The sequence below is a fragment of the bacterium genome, from assembly GCA_024224155.1.
Classification (GTDB): Bacteria; Acidobacteriota; Thermoanaerobaculia; order Multivoradales; family JAHEKO01; genus CALZIK01.
Genome location: JAAENP010000348.1, coordinates 17,385 through 36,101, shown reverse-complemented (window position 1 = coordinate 36,101; position 18,717 = coordinate 17,385). Strand labels below are relative to the sequence as shown.

Here is an 18,717-nt window from a genome sequence, read left to right as displayed (position 1 = left end):
GGCCAGGTGGTTGCCGAGTACGTCACCGCCACGCTCAACGGCACGACTCGAGGAGTAGCTCGTTACTTTCTGTCGAGCTCGGAGGTCGATACCGCCGCCTGGGCGGCTTTCATCTCGCTAGCGAGCCTGCTCGCGGGAATCTATGCGGCCGCCCTTGGCATGGCGCTGTTCATGATCTTCACCCTCAGCCGGGCAGTGAATCGTCTGAGCCGGGCGACCGACGCGGTACGGGCGGGCGACTTCGCCGCTCGAATACCGGTGCGCCGCAAAGACCAGGTCGGTGAGCTGCAGAGGTCCTTCAACCAGATGGCCGAGAATCTAGAGGAGCTAGTCGCCTCCGAAGCTCAAAAGGAGAGCCTCGAAAAGGAGCTGGCGATCGCGCGCGATCTGCAGCAGAGCCTGTTGCCCTCTGAGTTGCCTCAGGCCGACGCCCTCGAGTTTGCGACCCTGTTCGAGCCAAGTGCCGCGATCGGCGGCGACTACTTCGACATTCTCCGGATCGACGAATCGCGGCTGGCGGTCGTAATCGCCGATGTCTCCGGGCACGGTCTTCCGACCGGGTTGCGGATGGCCATGATCAAAGCGGCCCTTGGCATTCTTGTCGAAGAGGAAAAGCGGCCCAAAGAGATTCTCAGCCGGCTCAGCAGCATGATCCGCACAGATCAAGACGGTCGATTCTTCGTGACCGCGACGGTCGCCGTCGTCGATTTCCGGCGAGGGCGGCTCGACCTGACCAACGCCGGCCACCCGCCCACCTATCTGATCCGCAGCGGCGAGGTCGAGGAGATCCTGCTGCCGGGCAATCCCCTCGGTGCGCTCGGAGAGCACTACGGACACACTAGTTTTGAGCTCGAAGAGGGAGACGTGCTCGTCTGGCTCTCGGACGGCTTGATCGAAATGGTGAATGCAGAAGGAGAGCCCTTCGGATATGACGGCATTCGCGATTCGCTGCGGGCCACTCACTCGAGCGCAAGCGCCGCAAGAGATCGAGTGGTCCGAGCCGTCGAGAAGCACGCCGCAGGCGTCCCCGCCGACGACGACCAGACTCTCGTCGCGATGCGCTACCGAACCGCGTCGAGTCCCAATGTGCCGTAGATCCGCTTGATGTAGCCTCGGGTTTCACGAAACGGAGGCACACCCCCGTAACGCGCAACATTGGCTTCGCCGGCGTTGTAGGCCGCCAGGATTCGAGGCAGATCGTCGGGGAACTTCTTGACCAGCCAACTCAGATAGCGAGTGCCAGCCTCTAGGTTGCGCTCAGGGTTGAAGAGGTCGCCCGTGGGCACCCCGAAGCGCCTCGCGGTGGCCGGCATGAGCTGCATCAAGCCACGGGCACCCTTCACCGACACAGCGCCCGGGTCGAAGGCCGACTCGGCTCGCACCATCGCCGCCACCAGGGCCGGGTTGATCTCCTCACGCCGAGCCGCGACAAAAATCAAATCGCCATAGGGCGTATCGGGAACCGGTTGGCCATCGTCGAATCCGAGCCTGATAGGGGCTCCCCCGGTCTCGCCATCGGGTCCTTCGACCGGGGCCTCGACCTCGTCATCGACGATCCGCTCGACCGAGCTCAGAGAGACCCGCATGCCGCCGCCACTCGGCAGCCGCAAGACAACACCTTCGCCGATCACTTCGAAACCCGCGACCTTGAGGACGTGGCCACCCGAGAAAACAACCAGCTCGGCGGCGCTGGGCAGCGAGGTCGCGGTCAACACCACGACGGCCACAACCAACCTGAAAGGGGGCCTCCACATGCGCGCATTCTAAAACCTGGAGGCGATGGTCACCAACAAGTGTGCCGGATCACCGGTCTGCGGACTTCTCGGGTCGCGCGCTAGCGGCGCTTTTCCCCGGGACTCTCAGGCCCGCGGGTGGAACCTGTCATACATGCTTCGGAGCCGCTGTTGGTGGATGTGAGTATAGATCTGAGTCGTCGAAATATCGGCATGGCCGAGCATTGCCTGGACCGAACGTAGGTCGGCTCCATGCTCGAGGAGATGGGTCGCGAAGCTGTGACGCAGGAGATGTGGATGAATCTCCGCGATGCCGGCCGAAAGACCGTGGCCGCGCAGGAGCTTCCAGAACCCTTGCCGCGTCAAGGGCCTTCCGTACCGGTTCACGAACAGGATCTCGTGGCGTCCGGTCACGAGCTGGCGACGCGTTTCCGCGAGATAGCGCCCGACCCATTCCTCCGCCGCCTCTCCCAGCGGCACCATGCGCTCCCGACTGCCCTTGCCCATGACCACGACGAGCCCCAGATCCAGTCGCAGCTGCGACAGCTTCAGGCCCACCAGCTCGCTCACGCGTAGCCCCGACGCATAGAGCAGCTCGATCATGGCTCGATCACGAATGCCGAGAGGCGTCTCGACGTCGGGCGCGGTCAAGAGAGCTTCGATCTCCTCCTCGGCGAGAACTCGCGGCAGCTTCTTCCAGAGCTTGGGCGCCACCAGGTTGACCGCCGGGTCATCGTCGCGCTCGCCCTGCTCGACCAGATGGCCGAACAGCCCGCGAAGCGAAGCCACCGCGCGGCGCACGCTGCTGGGCGCGAGATTTCTCCGTCTCAAATGGCGAATGTACGCAGACAGGTGCTCATGGGCAGCGCTCAGCAGATCGAGCCGGCGTTCCTCCAGATAGAGCACGATACCCTCCAGGTCCCGGCGGTAGGCGGCTACGGTGTTCGCGGCCAGACCCCGTTCCAAAGCCAGTCCTTCCAGGTAGCGCTCGACGAGCCGGCGCGACGCGCTCGTCGCTTCTGGCTCCGACGGGTCGGCTTCAGGCGCGCTGGGCACCGCAGTCATCGCAGATAGCCACGATCTCGTCTTCCTCGAGCACCGTGCCGGCGGCCTTGGCGCACCGAAAGATCGCCTCGACGAGGCCGTCCGACGGATGGTAGCCGCGCTGCTCGAGCCAGAAGACGACGTTGGACATGCCGCTCATCGGACCGATCTCGATTCTCTGCCGCCTGCCAACCCAGGCCGCGGGAACTCCCGAGTAGACGCAGTCGGCGAGCTCGGCATCACCCTTGGCCTGAGCCTTGATGATGGCTGCGGCATGCACGCCGGTACCGGTACGAAAAGCATCACGACCCACGATCGGGTAGTTCTCCGGAAGGGGCACTCCGGTCGCCTTCGACACCAGCCGGCAGTATTCCGGCAGGCTGGTCAGATCCCGGTCGATCCAGCCCAGGAGCTTCAAGTTGACCAGCAGCAAATCGATCGGCGTGTTGCCCACCCGCTCTCCCACTCCGAGCGCGGTGCCGTGCAGTCGATCGGCACCGGCCTGCGCGGCGACGATCGAGTTCTCCAGCGCCAGGCCGCGATCGCGATGTCCGTGCCAGTCGACCTTGACATCGGGCGCGACTTCGTCGACGACGCTACGGATGAAGCCGACCACCTCTCGCGCCCCCCGTGGAGTTGCATGCCCCACAGTATCGGCCACGCAGACCCTTCGGGCTCCCGCGCGCACCGCCGCCTGATAGAGGCGTCGAAGATCCTCCGGCGCTGCCCGAGTGGTGTCCTCGGTGACGAACATGCACGGCAGCTGGTGCGCGACGGTCAAGCCGACGGCGTTCTCCGCCAGCTCCAGGAGGCGATCCATTTCCCAGCTCTCCGTGAATCGGCGAATCGCGCTCGAGCCTATAAAACAGGCCACCTCGATCTCGAGACCGGTATCCTGCGAGATCTGGAGAATCGGCTCGATGTCTCGTGCCAAGGTTCGGGCCGCGCAGTTGGGTGCAATTTCGAGATCGTGATCCACGATCTCATGCGCGAGCCTGCGCACGGACTCGACGACATGAGGTCCGGCCCCGGGCAGACCGATGTTGGCCGATTCGATCCCGAGACCGGACATCTTGTGCAGAATCGCCAGCTTTTGCTCGAGCGAGGGGTCACGAACCGAGGGCGACTGCAGGCCGTCGCGGAGAGTCTCGTCGTTGAGCTCTACTTTCCCTCGAGCAGGACCGGGCTCCGCGCTGGCCGCGGTGTTCCAGTCGTAGATCAGTCGAGCTCGGTCAAAAGGCATGACTAGTGGGCGGCGATCGCCTCCGATACGAGCTCCGACAGAGTATCGCCGACTTCAGAGGTGGTGAGGCTTCCGCCGAGGTCCGAGGTCGTGGCGCCTGAGCGAATCGCCCTTTCGACCGCGTCCTCCACGGCCTGCGCCGCCTCTGCGTGGCCGAGATCGTGGAGCATCAACGAAGCCGAAAGCACGGCGGCCATCGGGTTGGCCCGATTCGAGCCCGCGTACTTGGGAGCCGAGCCGTGGACGGGCTCGAACATCGATGTGCGACCTGGATGAAGGTTGGCGGAAGCGGCAACGCCCAGCCCCCCTTGAAGTGCCGCGCCCAGATCGGTGACGATGTCTCCGAACATGTTGTTGGTGACGATGACCTCGAAGATCTCCGGCTTGCGGACCATCTGCATCGTAAGGGCGTCGACAAAAAGGTGGCTGGCTTCGATATTCGCGTACTCCTCCGCCACTCGCCAGAAAAGACGTTGCCAAAGCTCATGGCCGTGTTGCATGACGTTGGATTTGTCGGCCATGCACACCTTGGTTCGGCCCTCGCGGTCGGCGTAGTCGAACGCGGCCCGAATGATGCGCTCGGTGCCCTTGTAAGAGTAGATCGACTCCTGTACCGCGACCTCATCGGGAGTGTCGCGCTTGAACTGCCCGCCGACACCGACGTAGGCCCCCTCGGTGTTCTCACGAAAGATGACAAAGTCGATATCTTCCTTGGACTTGCCCTTGAGCGGGCACAGGCGCTCATCGTAGAGCCGAATCGGTCTGAAGTTGATGTAGAGATCGAGACCGAACCGGATACCCAGGAGGATGTCTCCGGCATGCTTCATGTCCGGAACCCGGGGGTCGCCGTAGGCTCCGATCAGGATAGCCGAGTAGTCCGACTGGAATCTCTCGAGAGCTCCTTCGGGCAGGGTCTCCCCGGTCTCGAGATAGCGGTCCGCGTTCCAAGGCAACTGGACCAGCTCGAGCGGCAAACGCCACCGTTCGGCGGCTGCCTCGAGCACCTTGACCGCCTCGGCCGTGACGTCGACACCGATGCCGTCGCCGGGCAACACCGCGATGCGCTGCACGGTTGCCTCGTTTAAGTCTTCCCTCATCAACCGACTCCTACAATCCTGCACAAGTGTCCGGTCAGGATCGCCAAATAGTTCCCGATCGCGTAGCCGATCAGCGCCATCAGGATGGCCGCCGGAACCAGGCTCTCTCGATGGTGGGCGGCCACCACGGGCGCCGAAGCGGCGCCACCGACATTTGCCGCCGAGGCGATCGCGGCACTGTGAACGTCGACCTTGAACAGCCAGGCTCCGGCCAGGCAGAACAGGCCGTGAATGGAGATCCAGATCGCCGAGCCGAGCAAAAACCAGCCCGCCTGATCGAAGCCCGCCAGCGAAGCGGTCGCTCCCATGCGGGCGACGAAGACGTACAGAATGGCCATCGCCAACTCGTGCGAACCGGGAATCGCCTTGGCCGGAGAAAAGGAGAGCGCGATTCCCAGAGTAGTCACCAGAAGCACCACCCAGGTCGCGGTCGAGATCACGACTTCCCCACCGGCTTCGATCTCCGGCAGACGGCCGGCAGCCGCTCCCGCGAGCCAGGTCACGGCCAGCGCGATCGCTCCCAGGTTCAGGTAGTCACGAAATCCGGCCACCTTAGGTGCCTTGACCTCGGCGGCGGCGGCCGATTCCATCCGAGCGACGTGCTCGTCCGAGACGCCCGTCCAGCGGTTGAACTTGTCGGCGAAATTCTTCGAGACCAGCAGCAACGGCAGCCAGCCGATGTAGATCACCGTGTCCGCCAATACCGCCAGGCCGAACTGCTCCTCGGGCGTCCCCAGGGCGTGCGCGGCCGCGGCGAGATTGCCGGTGCCGCCGATCCAGCTGCCCGCCAAGGCCCCAAAACCCTTCCAGGCGTCCTCCGCCAAGAAGCGATGAACGACGAAGTAACCGACCGGGGCTCCCAACACGATTCCCGCCGTGCCCATGAGCATTACCAGCACACCCTTGCCCATTACCCGGATCGCGGCGCCGACGTCGACGGACACCAGCAGCAGGACGATCACGACAGGAAGCCCGAAGTTGCGCAGCACTCCATAGGCGGGCGACGAGTCCGGGAGGACACCGACATTGCGCAGCACCACCGGAGTGGCATAGATCCAGATCAGGGGAATCAAGTACTGGAACAACTTCCAGCCAGTGAAACGTTCGAGCCAGAAATAGAAAGCGGCGATGCCAACCAGAACGGCCATCACCGCCGCAGGAGATTCGATCATTGGGGCCGAAGATATCAGAGCGGTGCCGGAGCCTCGGGTAGCGCGGAGTGCTCCCCTTCTCCAGCGTACTCGAACGAGGTCTTGACCGTGGGCAGGAGCCAGGAAGAGTGAAGTGGCGGCAGACTCGATCCTTCCTTCATCAAATGCTCGGTGACCAGCGCATCATCGAGCACGGCCGCCCTGACCGGTACCGCATCCGCACTTCTCCGATCCACTTCTACGCGCTGCCACTTGCCGCGAACCAAGACGTACTCCAGTCGCTGTCTCCTGAAATAGGCCAGGGTTTCTTTCCAACTTCCCAGCGACGGACCGGCCCCCGGCGGAGGGCTCGACAGGTTGGCTTCCACCTCGAAACGGCTGCCTCGCTTCACCGACCAGCTCCAGCGCTCCCCCAGGCGCCCAGGATCTCCCGCGGCAGGATAGTCCAGCCGTGCCCCCCTTGCCGGTCGGCCGGCCACCCAACGAACGCTGGTGGCCAGCCAGTTCGGCAGGAGCATGCTGAAGACCCAGGCGCATTCGAGGCGGTCGCCGTCCAGCGCACAAGCGTGCAGCTGGCACTGCGGATAGGACACTCCCGGGAGGTTGATTCCAGGCCCGAGTCCGTGCTGCCGAAACAACATCGCCGAGACGAACACGAACCCGCCCTCCCGGGTCCTGCAGACGTCGTAGGTGAGTGGACGAGGAGGAGGAGGCAGGGCCTCTTCCGGTACCGCCCAGTTGAGCCATAGACAATCCTGGATAACTGTCCGAAAGATCATTCAGGCGCCCTCTGTCGAACTTCCTACTCCAGGCGCGAATGCTGTCCGTCGCAAAAAGGCTGGTTCTGCGTGTGCTTACATTGACACAGGGCGACGCGCTTGGCCTCGTCCAACTCGAGCTTGAGGGGCGAGAAGACTCCCTCTTCCTTGTGAGCCCCATCGCAGAAAGGCTGGGTCCTGGAAAGACCGCAGACGCACCACCGATAGGTTCCGGCCTCGAGCTCCAACACGGCGGGCAGCCGCTCGGCAATCACTGGTTTCGACATCTGTTCCCCTTTCCTGTTCGCACTCGGTAACACCAAACGCTATCACCGCGGCTCCGGATCCACTCCGGCCTGGGCGAACCAGGCTCGAAAGCGATCCTTCAGTGCGATTCGGTCCGCATCATCGAGAAACGCTTGCTCCAGGGCCGCCATCGAGACACCGGCCATCTGTCCCAGGTCGAGGTCCAGAAGGTCGGCGACGGACTCGATCTCTTCGGTCAAGCTGACGCGAAACAAAGCCGGATCGTCGCTGTTGAGCGACCAGGGAACGCCGGCGGCGTGGAGCTCACGCAGGGGGTGCTCTTCCAGCGACGGAATCAGACCCAGGCGCAGGTTCGAAGTGGGGCTGACCTCGAGCGGAACATCGCGCTCCCGGAGCAGCTCAAGTAGCCGAGGGTCCTCCACCGAGCGAATCCCGTGTCCGATGCGCTCGGCTCCACAGTGTTCCAGCGCGTCCCAAACCGCGTCGGGGCCGGTCTGCTCCCCCGCGTGAACGGTACGGTGCAAACCCTCCCGCGCTGCAACGCCGAAATGCTCACGAAACGGCTGCGCCGGATGGTCCTCTTTCCCCGATAACCCCAGAGCCACCACATACTTGTCGCGGTGGTCCAGTGCCCACTCCAAGGTCTGATCGGCGCGTCCGTAGTCGACGTTGCGCACAATGTCCGGAATCCATCGCAAACGGACGCCCAGGTCCCTCTCGCCGGCGCTCACGGTCTCGGCCAGTGCGTCGGCTACCTCTTCGCCATTCGCCCCGTTCGCCACATGCGTCGAGATCGTGAAGTGGGCTTCGGTATAGAGAATACTCTCTCGCGCCCTCTGCTCCAGAAACGCCTCGGTTGCCAACTGGAAATCCTCGGGGTCTCTGAGACAGCGAGAGATTGTCAGGTAGACCTCGATGAAATGGTCGAAGTCGCGGTAATCCAACCACCTCTCAATACCGTCCTCGTCGCGCGCCGGTAGCTCGACGTTTCGTCGGCTCGCCAGCTGGAGGATCGTCGGAGCGCGAATCGAGCCTTCGAGATGAACGTGCAGCTCGGCTTTTGGCATTCGCCGCGCGAACCGAGAGCGCTCGTCTGCCGAGATCCTCGCTGGTGGCATCGTCGACTCCAGTGGCCGCTCGGGTCAGCCTCCGCGGGAGGACACCTTCTCCGCCATCCGCCGGAGAGCGGTTTCTCCGACCAACCCCTCGAGATCGCCTCCCAGGAAGAACACCTCCTTGACCAGTCGGCTCGAGAGATAGATGTACTCGTCTTTGGGCACGAGAAACACCGTCTCCACATGGTTGTTCAGGCGCCGGTTCATGAGCGCCATCTGGAACTCGTACTCGAAATCCGAAACCGCCCGCAGACCGCGAACAATGATCCGGGCTCCCTGCTGATCCATGAAATCCACCAACAACCCCGAGAAGCTCTCGACCCGGCATGCCTCGAGGTCACCGATCTCGCTCCGGATGATCTCCACCCGTTCCGCGACGCTGAACAGCGGATCTTTGGTCTCGTTGCCGAGAACGGCGACGATCACCTCGTCGAACATCGGACAGCAGCGCTCGATGATGTCCAGATGGCCGTTGTGCAGAGGGTCGAAAGAGCCCGGATAGACTCCTATCTGCGGAGATTTCATGGCAGCTCCTTTGACAGATCGAATGTCGTGACGTTGAAGGCGGCATCGCTGACCCGGAGCAAGAGGATCTGAGCCTCGTTCTTTTTCGGCAGCTCGATCGCGAGCGTGTCTGTCTTGCCGTCGAGAAGTCCATCGCCCACCTTGGCAGGCTGCCACTCCCGGGCGTCGACGCTGTAGAAGGCCTCCTTGAGCGGACTCATGGCGTCGGCAAGCTCCACCTCGAGCCACCCCGAGTCCGCTTGCATCGCGACCAGCCGCGGCGGCGCGTGATCGATATGGACGGGCTCACTCACTTCCTCGGTCCGCAGCGGCGGATCAAGCTCGCGCTCGTGCCGATCGTGGGCTTCGAGCTTGAATCGATAGACGCCATCCGGAAGGGCGGTCGCGTCGAAACTGAAGAACTCCTCATCGATGTCGTCGCGCATTGGAAGCCACCTCGCGTCCGGCCGATCTGGCCGAAAGTGCAGGGCGTATCTGAGCTCATCACCGTTCGGGTCTTCGGCCTTCCATGCCAGGGTGCGGTAGCCCTTCTTCCACAATGTCTTGCGTTGCCTTTCGCGTTCGGATTTCGGCGATTCTAGAGCCGAGAAGATGCCGTTCTTGTCGGGTCGCGACGGCTCGAAGGTCTGACTCCCGGGAACGAAGCCCGCCGGAACGATGACCTCGCCGGGCCCCATCACCTCGAGCTTCTTGATACGTGGTGGCAAGTTGCGCTGCCGGTAGGAAATCGCGATTCGGCTCAACTCGGGCGAAGCGCCGTTGCCCGAGTCGAGGCTCGCACGCCATTGGATGAAGCGCCCGGGCGGAACCTCGCTCAGAGACACCTCGGAACCGGTCTGGTCGGCCGACCAGTCGGACCAGGTCCGGTCGGCGCGACCGCTCATGCCGGTACGAGCCGAGAACCGGACACTGGTTCCTTGCGGCTGGTTCCCGACCCAGCTCAACGAGCCGAAATCCGAGGTCAACCCGGCGTCCAGCACCGGGCTGATGAATGCGCCGGCCCTTTCCGGCTCTCCAGCGGCGCGAAACAGAGCAGCGGCGTTCGTGGTCGCGTACACCGGACCCGGCTTGTCGGCCAGCACCGCCACTACCTGGCGTTCGTCGAGATCTTTCTCGAGGATCATCCGGCCGTCCTGGAGGCTGAAGACCTTGCCCTCGAGGCCAGTGCCGACCCAAAGCCGGCTTCGCTGCCAGGACAGTGCGTACACGGTCTCCTCATCGAAGCTCCAGACCGTGTCGACGCTGTCGCCGGAACGGATTCTGAGAATCTCGGATCGCGGCCCCTGGAACCCCGCCGGCCGCGTTCCGGTCGCCGCCGCTGCCTGCACCGGCTGCCCGCTCACGGTTACGGTGACCTGGCCGTTGCCCTCGCCATCGGGAGGTTTCCCTTGCCCGGAGGTCGAACGGGCACCGTTGGCGGCCTCAGCCGGCCTTTGCCGAGCCGACAGCTCCACTTGGCTCGCTTCCGAGGCCAGAACGGCGGCATAGCAGGTATCTCCCGGACCCTCGGCAAACGCCACGACTTCCGGCTGCGCGGCGTCGAAGAGGGTACGCACGCTCCCGTCGAGCTTCATCCGGAGCACCAGCCCGTCACCGGCAGTGCCAATCAGCACTTCTCCCGAGCGCAGTTCTTTGAGACTCCTGAGATGGGTATCTGCGCTGTCGAAAACCACTTCCGCCGCGCCCGCCTCGGAAAGGCGAAACAGCTTGCCCTCGGTACCCGTCGCCACCAACAGGGAGCCGTCGCGCCTGGGGAGTAGATCCCAGATGTAGGTCTGCTCGGGATCGAAGATCTCGAGGCCGTCGCCGGCTCGGATACGGTAGACCTTGCCGTTGGGCGAGGTTCCGGCAAGCACGGTGCCGTCGGCGGCGACGGCGACGGCAAACACCTCAGGTTCCGGAGCCTCGAACAAGGTGCTCACGGAGCCGTCTCGAGCGACCAGGAGCACCTTGCCGTCGTTGCCGGTGCCGACAACCCAGCCCTTCGGATGGACCGCCGCGCTGAGCAAAAACGGCTCGCCAAGATCCGCGAGGCGCTCCGCTCGATCGGCCAGCGAAAGCACTCCCAGGGGGTCGATGGCGATTCCCTCGAGCGTGCCTTCGAGGAAGTCACGCTGCGAATCGAGCTCGAAGTACCTCACTTCGCCGGCGGCCCCGGCCGGCGAAGCCGGCAGCACAAAAAAACTCGTGACGAGCGCCGCAAGGCACAGAGCCGATACGGTCGAACCAGGTCTCGGATCACTCATCCATCTTCTCCTCGAGAATCTTCTTTGGCGTCTTCTCCCGCGCCGCCATCGGCAGCTTGCTGGGGTTTCTTCCGGCGAGCGCTCGGCGTCGGGCGGGCGCCGCCTTCACCGCCCGCGTCACCGTTTCCCAGAACCGGCTCACCGCGTTTGATCTCCAAATCGACCCGCAGGAGTCCTTCGACCGGCTGGTCGAGAAGAGCACCCGCGTCTTCGACCACCGCCATTCGCAGAGCCTTCGAACCGCCTGCACCGGAGGCCGTCCAGAGCGAGCGCACAGAACCGGGTAGATCCGGCAGAACCTCTCCGGAAACCGACAGGCCTGGGCCCTCGACGATTCCGAGTACGCGCAGCTCGCGCCGGGAGTGGAGGGTGTTGAGAAGGGTGATGGCCTGCGCAAAGGTCCGCGGCTCCGACTGCTCGATACCGAGGCGAACCGCATCAATGCTGAAGCCGTCACCCACCAGCAGGATGTAGCGCCCCGCGGCCAGGTTCGATGGGACCGAAACTTCGAGCTCGTGCCTTTGCTTGCCTCCGCGATAGGCGGCCAGATCGACGTTGAGGCTCAGCGAATCGCCGGGGCGCGCCACCGATCGCGACGGGTGAGCGCCGACCAGAGCCAGAGTCCTGGGCTCTGGGTGGGTGGTCAGATCGACCTCGATACTGCGCAAGTCGACCTCGGCCAGCCGGTTCTGCAGCAGGTATCCGGTCACGGCGAACATGTGGATCGCCGCCGCCAATGGCGCGCCCTGACCGTCGAAACTCTGCTCCATCGAGACCGAGCCGTGATCTCCCAGGTCGAACTGAAGCTTCAGATCGAGACTCTGCGCGCCCGCCGTATCGAGATCGGCATTGAGAGCCCCGAGGACGGACACGGCAGCCAGCGTCGGCGTCAGTCTCGGAATCTTGGCCACCGAGAGTCGGATAGGATCGGCGGCGTCACCGAGCCGCACGACCATCGGCACGACCGGAGCGCTTCGACCCAGGGTTCCCCTGATCCCGGTCAGATAGTCGAAATCAACGGCGCCCACTACCGGCCCTAGATTGGCGACCTTGAAAGAGCTCAACCGGCTCGATACCACGGTCAGCACCTCCGCGGAGGCCATCGGCACCGCCAGCGATCCGATGCCCAGAAACGGGTGCCCGAAGGCGAGAATCGAGTCCCCCACACGGTCGGTGACGGTTCCGGTCGCCGCCAGCCGGAAGTCACCATCCACCAGGACCGCGGCGACCGCGCTCCCGGGCTGCAAGTCGCCGCCTTCAAGGCCAGCGCTTCCCTGGCCCCCACTCGCGGCCAGGCTGCCGGCCGCAACGACCTGCCCCAGCTCCTCGCTCAGCAACGATCTCACTTCACTGCCGAATCCGACGGCCGCCCATTCGATCGCTGCCGGAGCATCACCGATTCGATGAGGTCGCAGAAGCCCGAGTGCCTCGCGGAAATCGCCTTCATCGGTCTCGGCCCGGATCAGCCGGCCCACCGTGAGATCGGAAAGCCCCACCGCCGGAGCCGGTGTGCCGGGCTCTTCGAGCATGGTCCTCATATGCTGAACCGGAGTGATACCGGCGATGGCCTCGTTCGAAAACGGCCAGCCGAACGAGACCGCACCCAGTAGCTTGCCGTCCACATAGACGGGACTGCCGCTCATTCCGGCGATCACCCCGCTCTCCTCGAGACCCTGCCCCTCGAGCCGCGCCAATACATAGCTGGTCTTCGGCTGCAGGTTCTCCCACACTCCTAGCACCTCGACCTCGAAACGCTCAATCTCGGCGCCGGAAAAGACACTCAGTCCGTAGCCGCGCTGCCCCTTCTTGACATCTTTCAAATAGAGCACCTCGACGTCTGCCGATGCCGCCGCGCCGGCGCCGGCCAGGACGCCGAGGACGGTCAGGGCATTGCACAAAAACCGATGCAATCCGGCTAGCTGTCTCAAACGGTGCAACTACGCGCCCTCCTCCACAGGGATTTCCACAGCGCCTGCGGAAAAGCCCTGTTTGAAACGCAGGCCCGGAGCCACCCTGCGAAGGCCCTCGAGGTTCAGGGCGCCCCAGCGCAGCACGGTGGCCGAGTCGCCCTCCCAGCGCACCAGAGTCGACGGCGCGCCTCCGTCGAGTGGGCCCTCGTCGATCACCAGGACTCGCTCGCCGGCCACCAGCTTGGCCAACTGGCCGAGCTCGAGCAGAGGTTCGTCTCCGGCCAGATTGGCGCTGGTTGCCGTGAGTGCGACGCCAGCGCGCTCCAGCAAACGGCGCAGGCGGCGATGGCCCGGAACTCGAACCGCCAACTCCTTGCGCCCGCATGCGGCCGGCAGAGCTCTCTCGCTGGGCACGACCACGGTCAGCGGCCCTGGCCAGGCCTTTGCCAATCCCGAGAAGCCGCCGGAACCGCAATGGATTCCGAGTTGTTTGAAGTAATCAATGCTCGCGACCACCACCGGGAGAGGTTTGTCCCCGGGCCTCTTCTTGATTCTGTATACGGTCGCGACCCCGTCAGCGTTTTCGGGGTCCGCACCGAGCGCGTAGGAAGACTCCGTGGGAAACACCACGACTCCTCCGCTTCGCACAAACCGGGCCAATCCCCTTGCTTCGCTCTCTTGCTCGAAGCGGTGCCAGGACCGCCACTGCACGGTTCCGGTCGTCAAGGCCCTTGCCGATGCACTCATCGGGCTCCGGCGATCAGTTCTTCGGCGTGCGACCGAGACAGCTCGGTGACCTCCTCACCGGCGAGCATGCGGGCGACCTCCTCCACGCGCTCTCCCTTGGTGAGTCGAGCGACTGAGATCCGAGTGCGGTCGGGCCCCGCCTTCTTGCTGACCCGGAAGTGCTCGTCCGAGAAGCTAGCGACCTGTGGCAGGTGGGTCACGGCCAGAATCTGGCCGGCACTCGACAGGCGCTGGAGCTTGCGCCCGAGCGCCGCGGCCTCGGCTCCTCCGATGCCCGCGTCCACCTCATCGAAAATCAGCGCTGGCTCGGCGTCGCGGGAATCGTCGCAGCCAACACCGCCGGCCTCCACCGCGAGCTGCAGCGCCAGATAGAGACGCGCGAGCTCACCGCCCGATGCCACCTTCGCCACCGCACCGGCGGCCTCGCCGGGATTGGCCTGCAAATGAAACACGACTAGGTCGACACCCTGGGCCGAGTAGTCGACACCCGCTCCTTCGACCTCGACGCGGGAGCCCGCCCGATTCCGCCGCTCCAGCCTGACCGAGAACTTGGCCTTGCTCATGGCCAGCTCCTTCAACTCGGCATGAACCCTCTTGGCGAGGTCCCGACCCCACACGCGCCGTTGCCGGGACAACTCCAGGGCGGATTCTCTGTATGCGGAGACCGACTTCGCGACCCTCGCCTCGAGCTCTGCGCGGTCGGCCTCGTCGGCGGTCAGTTCCCGCAGCTCGTCCTCGATTCGGGCACGATGCACGAGCACCTCACGGCTGGTCGATCCATACTTGCGAAACAGGCGTTCCAGGATGGCCAATCGATCCTCGATTCCGTTGAGGCGTTTTGGATCCGCCTCCGCGCCTGAGAATCGGTTGCGCAACTCGGCGATGACATCCTCCAACGACGCCCGTACCTCGGCGAGCCGCTCGTTCCAGCCTTCGGCCTCCGACACCCAGGCCGAAATCGCCGCGAGCGAACGCTCGCTGCGACCCAGCCGGTCGGCCGCCGAGTCATCGTCGTCGTAGAGCAGTCCCAACGACGTACCGAGTGCCTCGGCAATCGCTTCGGCGTTGCGAAGCAGGTCCCGGTCGCTTCGAAGCTCGTCCTCCTCCCCCTCGTTGAGCCGGGCAGAGTTGATCTCGCCGATCTGGAACTGGAGCAGGTCTATGCGCTCCAGCCGCAACTTTTCGTTCCCTGTAAGGCGCTCCCACTTCGCGATCCCGGCCTCGACCTCTGCGAAGCGTCGCGCTACCTTACCCAGCAGCCTCTCGCCGTTGGCGCCCGAGCTTCGGTCAAGCCATTCGCGCTGGAGCTCGTTTGAAACCAGGCCGAGCTCCTCGCGCTGAGTGTGGATGCGCAACAGAAAGGGCGCGAGTGAGGACAGTAGCCTCAGAGTCACCGGCTGGTCGTCGACGTAGACACGGTTGCGGCCTGAGCGCGAGACCTCTCGACGAACGACGACCTCGTTTCCCTCCACCTCAAAACCGGCTGTCTCGAGCGCCGAGCGCCAAGCCGTCCCGGCCGGCTGGAATCGTCCGGTGACCGTAAGCGTCTCCGCGCCCGCACGGATTGAATCGGTCGTGGCTCGACCTCCTCCCAGTAATCCGAGCGCGTCGACCACGATGGACTTCCCGGCGCCGGTCTCGCCAGTGAGGACGTTCAAGCCGCGATCGAACTCGACCGTTACCTCATCGATAATCGCCAGGTTCCGAATGTGAAGCTCCCTGAGCATTGGATTGAGGGAAGTGCTCAGGAATTCCAGGTCGTGGCGATTGTCTCCGGATCGTCCTGGTGATGCCGCTCGAAGCAGAGAAAATCGTAATAGCCGCAACGCTTGCTGTCGGGGAAGGCGCGGCAGATCTTGGGGCGCGCATCGTAGACCGTGCACTGCCGAGATTCCTGATCCAGAAAGCGGCAGGCGGTGCCGAAGTGCTCATCCCGGCGGTGGCGCATGACGCGCTCGTTTCTCTTCTCGCCCTTCTTGGTGAACTTTTCCAAGGCCCGGCGCTCCGAGATGCCAAAAAACCTGGCGAGTCTCTTGAGGTCGACCCGGTTGACCGGAATCGCCGCGTAGGTGCAGCAGTAGGCCGGGCATTTATCGCAGTTGTAGAAGACCCGCTCGCGCTTCCTCATCGGAAGATTCTACCTTCGCCTTCGCCTCCACCAGCGGCGAAACGAGCAATCGGACGGTGATGCAGCCGGCCTACTGGCAGCAATCGATAAGGGCCTGGAGATCGTTCACCGTAATGTGGTGCTGGGCGTCAACCGCGATGAAGTCCTTTTCCTTGAACTCGACCACGACCTGATTCACGCGCTCTCTGGAGGCCCCGACCAGGGAAGCCAGATCGGTCTGCGTGAGGCGCAACGGAATCCGGATCTCGACATCCTGGTTCGCCTCTCCGTATCGCTGCGCGAACGCGAGCAGCTGGCGCGCCACTCGTCCCCTGACATCCAGGCTTGACAGCGCCTGGATCTGCTCGTTGGCAAGTCGCAATCGCTTGCTCAGCAAACGCACGAGGTTGAACGACAGCTGATTGATCGACCGTACCGACTGCAAGAAGGTGGCACGATTCATTACCAGGCAGGTGCAGGGCTCGAGCGTCAAGACGCTTGCCGACCGGCCAGAGCTTCCGATGAGCCCCATCTCTCCGAAAGTGTCGCCGGGACCCAGAAAGGCGAGAATCACCTCTGAGCCGTCGAGCTGGTCCACATAGATCTTGACCGAGCCCTCGAGCAGCAAGTACACGACTTCACCGGGCTGGGCGACGGTGATGATGTTGGTGGCGGCCGGGAAGGCCTTCTTGTGGAGCAGCTGTTCGTTGAGGCGCTTGAGCTCGGCTGGGCTCAGGCCCTCGAACAAAAGCATCTTCGACAGAACACTTGGATCCTCTACAGCCGGCATCGACCTCGAAATCCTCCTCTACTTCCGGTCGTGGAGCACCCGCTCCATGCACTACTGCCTCTCAAGTAGCTGGAATTGTACACCAAGCTGCACCGCGGAGCTGCTGCCGATCACAGCCGGCTCTCGCCGGCCGACTCGAACAGCATCGAACACTACGGCTCCGTCGAGGAGAGCGCGTTTCGCGAGTCCTTGACCTCGAGGAGACCACTCTGAGTAAGCTCGTCGACGAGGCGGCGCACGTCGGCCTTCGCCTCTTGCGCCGAAACATCGTACTCAGTGAGGATCCGCCGCTCGATCTCGTCCAGCGAGCAGCCCTCGCTCAAGGAGTTCCAGATCAGGGTCCCGACCTCATCCAGCCCGAAGTACTGCCCCGAGCCCAGGTGTAGCAACACCGACTCGCCGTCGAGATCCCGAAACAAGACCTGCTCTGGAATGGATACTTCCAACTCGCTAGACTCCCGCGACGTGAAACCGAGTCTATCTCGCTGAGGGAGACCGAACAAAAGCCTCGCGAATCGAACGGTCCGCCGACGCTGGAACAGAGACTATGAGAAAGAAGCGCTCGGACATGGACACCTCGCCTCCCTTCGGAATCACCTCGCTGGCCGCGGGACCGGTGATCTTGGCCAACCTGCTGATCCTTGCCTTCGCGATCGCGGCCGGACTGATCGAGAGCTCGAACTCCAGGCTCTACTATGCCCTGGTCCAGGAAGACGGGACGCTCGAATGGATGACCTTCTGGGCTTTCTTCCTCGCCGCGGTCGGTTTCGTGATCGCGGCAAGGGCCCAACGGCGCGCCGGAGGGGGAATGCCCTGGCTGACCCTGGGCCTCGCCCTGTTCAGCGTCGTCGTCGCGATGGAGGAGATCTCTTGGGGGCAGAGAGTCCTGGGCTATCGGCCGCCGGAGTACTTCCTCGAACAGAACTTCCAGCAGGAGTTCAACGTCCACAACGTTTTCGACACCAGCCTGCGCAAGCTGGCGCTGAAGACCACGATCCTGGGCTTCGGGGTGGTGCTGCCGCTACTGGCTCTCGCGACGCCGGTCAAGAAGCTGGTCCGCAGGTTCGGGCCGGCGATTGCGCCACTCGGTCTGATTCCCGCGTTCGCCGTTACCTACTGGATCTATGAGGAGTATCCATGGAAGTTCTCGGGGGAGATCGTCGAGCTCATGCTCGGTCTCGGCTTCTTGTTCGCCGCAGTTCCACCGGTCGGTTTGGCCAAGCTCCTGCCGGACGGCGACAGCAGGAGGATCCTCGCGGTCTTTGCGGTCACTGCTGTCCTTGGCTTCGCCTCCTTTGGTTATTCGAGGTACGCCACCGCCAACGATCCCGAGCGCATTGAGACCGCTCGGGCTGAGCTCGGGGCGCTGGCCGAGGACTTCACGCGGCGCGGCCGGCCGATCTCGAGATGCGGCACTCACAAGCGCGTCTTCTCCTGGGGCGAGAAGTATAGCCAGCTCGATCGTCTGTCCGAGGGGCGGTTCGCTCGTCTTGTCGACCAGGGCCTGCCGGAGCCACGCGCCGGGTACTTCATCGACCCTTGGAATACCGCCTACTGGATCCGGCACAAGTGCTCCAAGAGCAAGCGGCGCGAGATCGCCTTTTTGTACTCCTTCGGCCCCAACCGACGTCGGAACTCGACGGACTGGGAACTCCTCGAAGACGACGTCGGCATCGTCATCTTCGAGCGCGGCCTCGACTGAATCGAGCGGTTCGCCAAGAAAAGGCGAAGGGCGGGGCTCGTTGCCCCGCCCTTCTAGTGAAAAGCCGCTCCCCCCGCGTGCGCGATACCTGTCATCCCGATCGGCCCGCCTTGCCGGCTATGCCGTGTCCCGCTGACGCGGCTGCCCTGATTTCTCCTGCTCCAGGCCTCGTGTCAACAGCTCTCCGATCCGAGTGGGGTCGCCGAGATACCTTTCTTGTCCGGTCTTCAGATCTCGCAGGTAGAATCGCACTTCCGCGTCCTCCCCGTTCTCCTGCCAAAC

At 63.9% G+C, this 18,717-nt stretch carries 18 protein-coding genes; 2 read left to right on the top strand and 16 right to left on the bottom strand.

Going from position 1 to position 18,717, the window contains the following annotated elements; all coding sequences use genetic code 11:
* The coding region (locus GY769_17570) for a SpoIIE family protein phosphatase (protein ID MCP4203730.1) at window positions 1–1,095 on the top strand (1,095 nt) is incomplete at its 5' end.
* On the opposite strand, the gene GY769_17565 is transcribed toward GY769_17570, so the two are convergent.
* The 16 genes from GY769_17565 to GY769_17490 all read right to left on the bottom strand — a co-directional run bounded on the left by GY769_17565 (window position 1,062) and on the right by GY769_17490 (window position 17,179).
* Window positions 1,062–1,754, bottom strand: a complete 693-nt coding sequence (locus tag GY769_17565; GenBank protein ID MCP4203729.1) for a lytic transglycosylase domain-containing protein — start codon at window positions 1,752–1,754, stop codon at window positions 1,062–1,064. The genes GY769_17570 and GY769_17565 overlap by 34 nt on opposite strands.
* Window positions 1,755–1,859: 105 nt before the next feature.
* The gene (xerD, locus tag GY769_17560; protein MCP4203728.1) at window positions 1,860–2,798 is read right to left on the bottom strand and encodes a site-specific tyrosine recombinase XerD; all 939 of its coding nucleotides are present in this window, start codon (window positions 2,796–2,798) and stop codon (window positions 1,860–1,862) included.
* Window positions 2,773–4,020: a 2-isopropylmalate synthase gene (locus tag GY769_17555; protein ID MCP4203727.1), complete on the bottom strand. Its 1,248-nt coding sequence runs from the start codon at window positions 4,018–4,020 to the stop codon at window positions 2,773–2,775. Before GY769_17555 ends, xerD begins: the two co-directional genes overlap by 26 nt.
* Before the next feature lie 2 nt (window positions 4,021–4,022).
* Window positions 4,023–5,090, bottom strand: a complete 1,068-nt coding sequence (locus GY769_17550; protein ID MCP4203726.1) for a 3-isopropylmalate dehydrogenase — start codon at window positions 5,088–5,090, stop codon at window positions 4,023–4,025.
* A gap of 26 nt (window positions 5,091–5,116) precedes the next feature.
* Window positions 5,117–6,289, bottom strand: a complete 1,173-nt coding sequence (locus GY769_17545) for a DUF819 family protein (protein ID MCP4203725.1) — start codon at window positions 6,287–6,289, stop codon at window positions 5,117–5,119.
* Between the two features lie 14 nt (window positions 6,290–6,303).
* On the bottom strand, window positions 6,304–7,047 hold the full coding sequence (locus GY769_17540; protein MCP4203724.1) for a hypothetical protein: 744 nt from the start codon (window positions 7,045–7,047) through the stop codon (window positions 6,304–6,306).
* A gap of 23 nt (window positions 7,048–7,070) precedes the next feature.
* Window positions 7,071–7,313, bottom strand: coding sequence for a CDGSH iron-sulfur domain-containing protein (locus GY769_17535; protein ID MCP4203723.1), 243 nt, complete (start codon window positions 7,311–7,313; stop codon window positions 7,071–7,073).
* 42 nt (window positions 7,314–7,355) lie between these two features.
* Window positions 7,356–8,360, bottom strand: coding sequence for an adenosine deaminase (add, locus tag GY769_17530; GenBank protein MCP4203722.1), 1,005 nt, complete (start codon window positions 8,358–8,360; stop codon window positions 7,356–7,358).
* 75 nt (window positions 8,361–8,435) lie between these two features.
* Window positions 8,436–8,933, bottom strand: coding sequence for a pantetheine-phosphate adenylyltransferase (gene coaD / locus GY769_17525; protein ID MCP4203721.1), 498 nt, complete (start codon window positions 8,931–8,933; stop codon window positions 8,436–8,438).
* The gene (locus GY769_17520) at window positions 8,930–11,179 is read right to left on the bottom strand and encodes a hypothetical protein (protein ID MCP4203720.1); all 2,250 of its coding nucleotides are present in this window, start codon (window positions 11,177–11,179) and stop codon (window positions 8,930–8,932) included. The genes coaD and GY769_17520 overlap by 4 nt, the downstream gene beginning before the upstream one ends.
* The gene (locus GY769_17515; protein ID MCP4203719.1) at window positions 11,176–13,116 is read right to left on the bottom strand and encodes a hypothetical protein; all 1,941 of its coding nucleotides are present in this window, start codon (window positions 13,114–13,116) and stop codon (window positions 11,176–11,178) included. Before GY769_17515 ends, GY769_17520 begins: the two co-directional genes overlap by 4 nt.
* The gene (locus tag GY769_17510) at window positions 13,117–13,836 is read right to left on the bottom strand and encodes a threonylcarbamoyl-AMP synthase (GenBank protein ID MCP4203718.1); all 720 of its coding nucleotides are present in this window, start codon (window positions 13,834–13,836) and stop codon (window positions 13,117–13,119) included.
* On the bottom strand, window positions 13,833–15,563 hold the full coding sequence (gene recN / locus GY769_17505) for a DNA repair protein RecN (GenBank protein ID MCP4203717.1): 1,731 nt from the start codon (window positions 15,561–15,563) through the stop codon (window positions 13,833–13,835). Before recN ends, GY769_17510 begins: the two co-directional genes overlap by 4 nt.
* Before the next feature lie 17 nt (window positions 15,564–15,580).
* Window positions 15,581–15,964, bottom strand: a complete 384-nt coding sequence (locus GY769_17500) for a YkgJ family cysteine cluster protein (protein ID MCP4203716.1) — start codon at window positions 15,962–15,964, stop codon at window positions 15,581–15,583.
* A gap of 70 nt (window positions 15,965–16,034) precedes the next feature.
* Window positions 16,035–16,733: a Crp/Fnr family transcriptional regulator gene (locus GY769_17495; GenBank protein MCP4203715.1), complete on the bottom strand. Its 699-nt coding sequence runs from the start codon at window positions 16,731–16,733 to the stop codon at window positions 16,035–16,037.
* 152 nt (window positions 16,734–16,885) lie between these two features.
* Window positions 16,886–17,179, bottom strand: a complete 294-nt coding sequence (locus GY769_17490) for a PqqD family protein (GenBank protein ID MCP4203714.1) — start codon at window positions 17,177–17,179, stop codon at window positions 16,886–16,888.
* Between the two features lie 101 nt (window positions 17,180–17,280).
* Between GY769_17490 and GY769_17485 the strand changes: the two genes are divergently transcribed.
* Window positions 17,281–18,435, top strand: a complete 1,155-nt coding sequence (locus GY769_17485; GenBank protein MCP4203713.1) for a hypothetical protein — start codon at window positions 17,281–17,283, stop codon at window positions 18,433–18,435.
* Window positions 18,436–18,717: the final 282 nt, after the last annotated feature.

Coding starts and splice junctions, on each gene's coding strand:
- GY769_17545 (MCP4203725.1), bottom strand. CDS start 6,289: ATGATCGAATCTCCTGCGGCGGTGATGGCCGTTCTGGTTGGCATCGCC.
- coaD (MCP4203721.1), bottom strand. CDS start 8,933: ATGAAATCTCCGCAGATAGGAGTCTATCCGGGCTCTTTCGACCCTCTG.
- recN (MCP4203717.1), bottom strand. CDS start 15,563: ATGCTCAGGGAGCTTCACATTCGGAACCTGGCGATTATCGATGAGGTA.
- xerD (MCP4203728.1), bottom strand. CDS start 2,798: ATGACTGCGGTGCCCAGCGCGCCTGAAGCCGACCCGTCGGAGCCAGAA.
- GY769_17500 (MCP4203716.1), bottom strand. CDS start 15,964: ATGAGGAAGCGCGAGCGGGTCTTCTACAACTGCGATAAATGCCCGGCC.
- GY769_17520 (MCP4203720.1), bottom strand. CDS start 11,179: ATGAGTGATCCGAGACCTGGTTCGACCGTATCGGCTCTGTGCCTTGCG.
- GY769_17540 (MCP4203724.1), bottom strand. CDS start 7,047: ATGATCTTTCGGACAGTTATCCAGGATTGTCTATGGCTCAACTGGGCG.
- GY769_17535 (MCP4203723.1), bottom strand. CDS start 7,313: ATGTCGAAACCAGTGATTGCCGAGCGGCTGCCCGCCGTGTTGGAGCTC.
- GY769_17510 (MCP4203718.1), bottom strand. CDS start 13,836: ATGAGTGCATCGGCAAGGGCCTTGACGACCGGAACCGTGCAGTGGCGG.
- GY769_17565 (MCP4203729.1), bottom strand. CDS start 1,754: ATGTGGAGGCCCCCTTTCAGGTTGGTTGTGGCCGTCGTGGTGTTGACC.
- GY769_17485 (MCP4203713.1), top strand. CDS start 17,281: ATGAGAAAGAAGCGCTCGGACATGGACACCTCGCCTCCCTTCGGAATC.
- GY769_17555 (MCP4203727.1), bottom strand. CDS start 4,020: ATGCCTTTTGACCGAGCTCGACTGATCTACGACTGGAACACCGCGGCC.
- add (MCP4203722.1), bottom strand. CDS start 8,360: ATGCCAAAAGCCGAGCTGCACGTTCATCTCGAAGGCTCGATTCGCGCT.
- GY769_17495 (MCP4203715.1), bottom strand. CDS start 16,733: ATGCCGGCTGTAGAGGATCCAAGTGTTCTGTCGAAGATGCTTTTGTTC.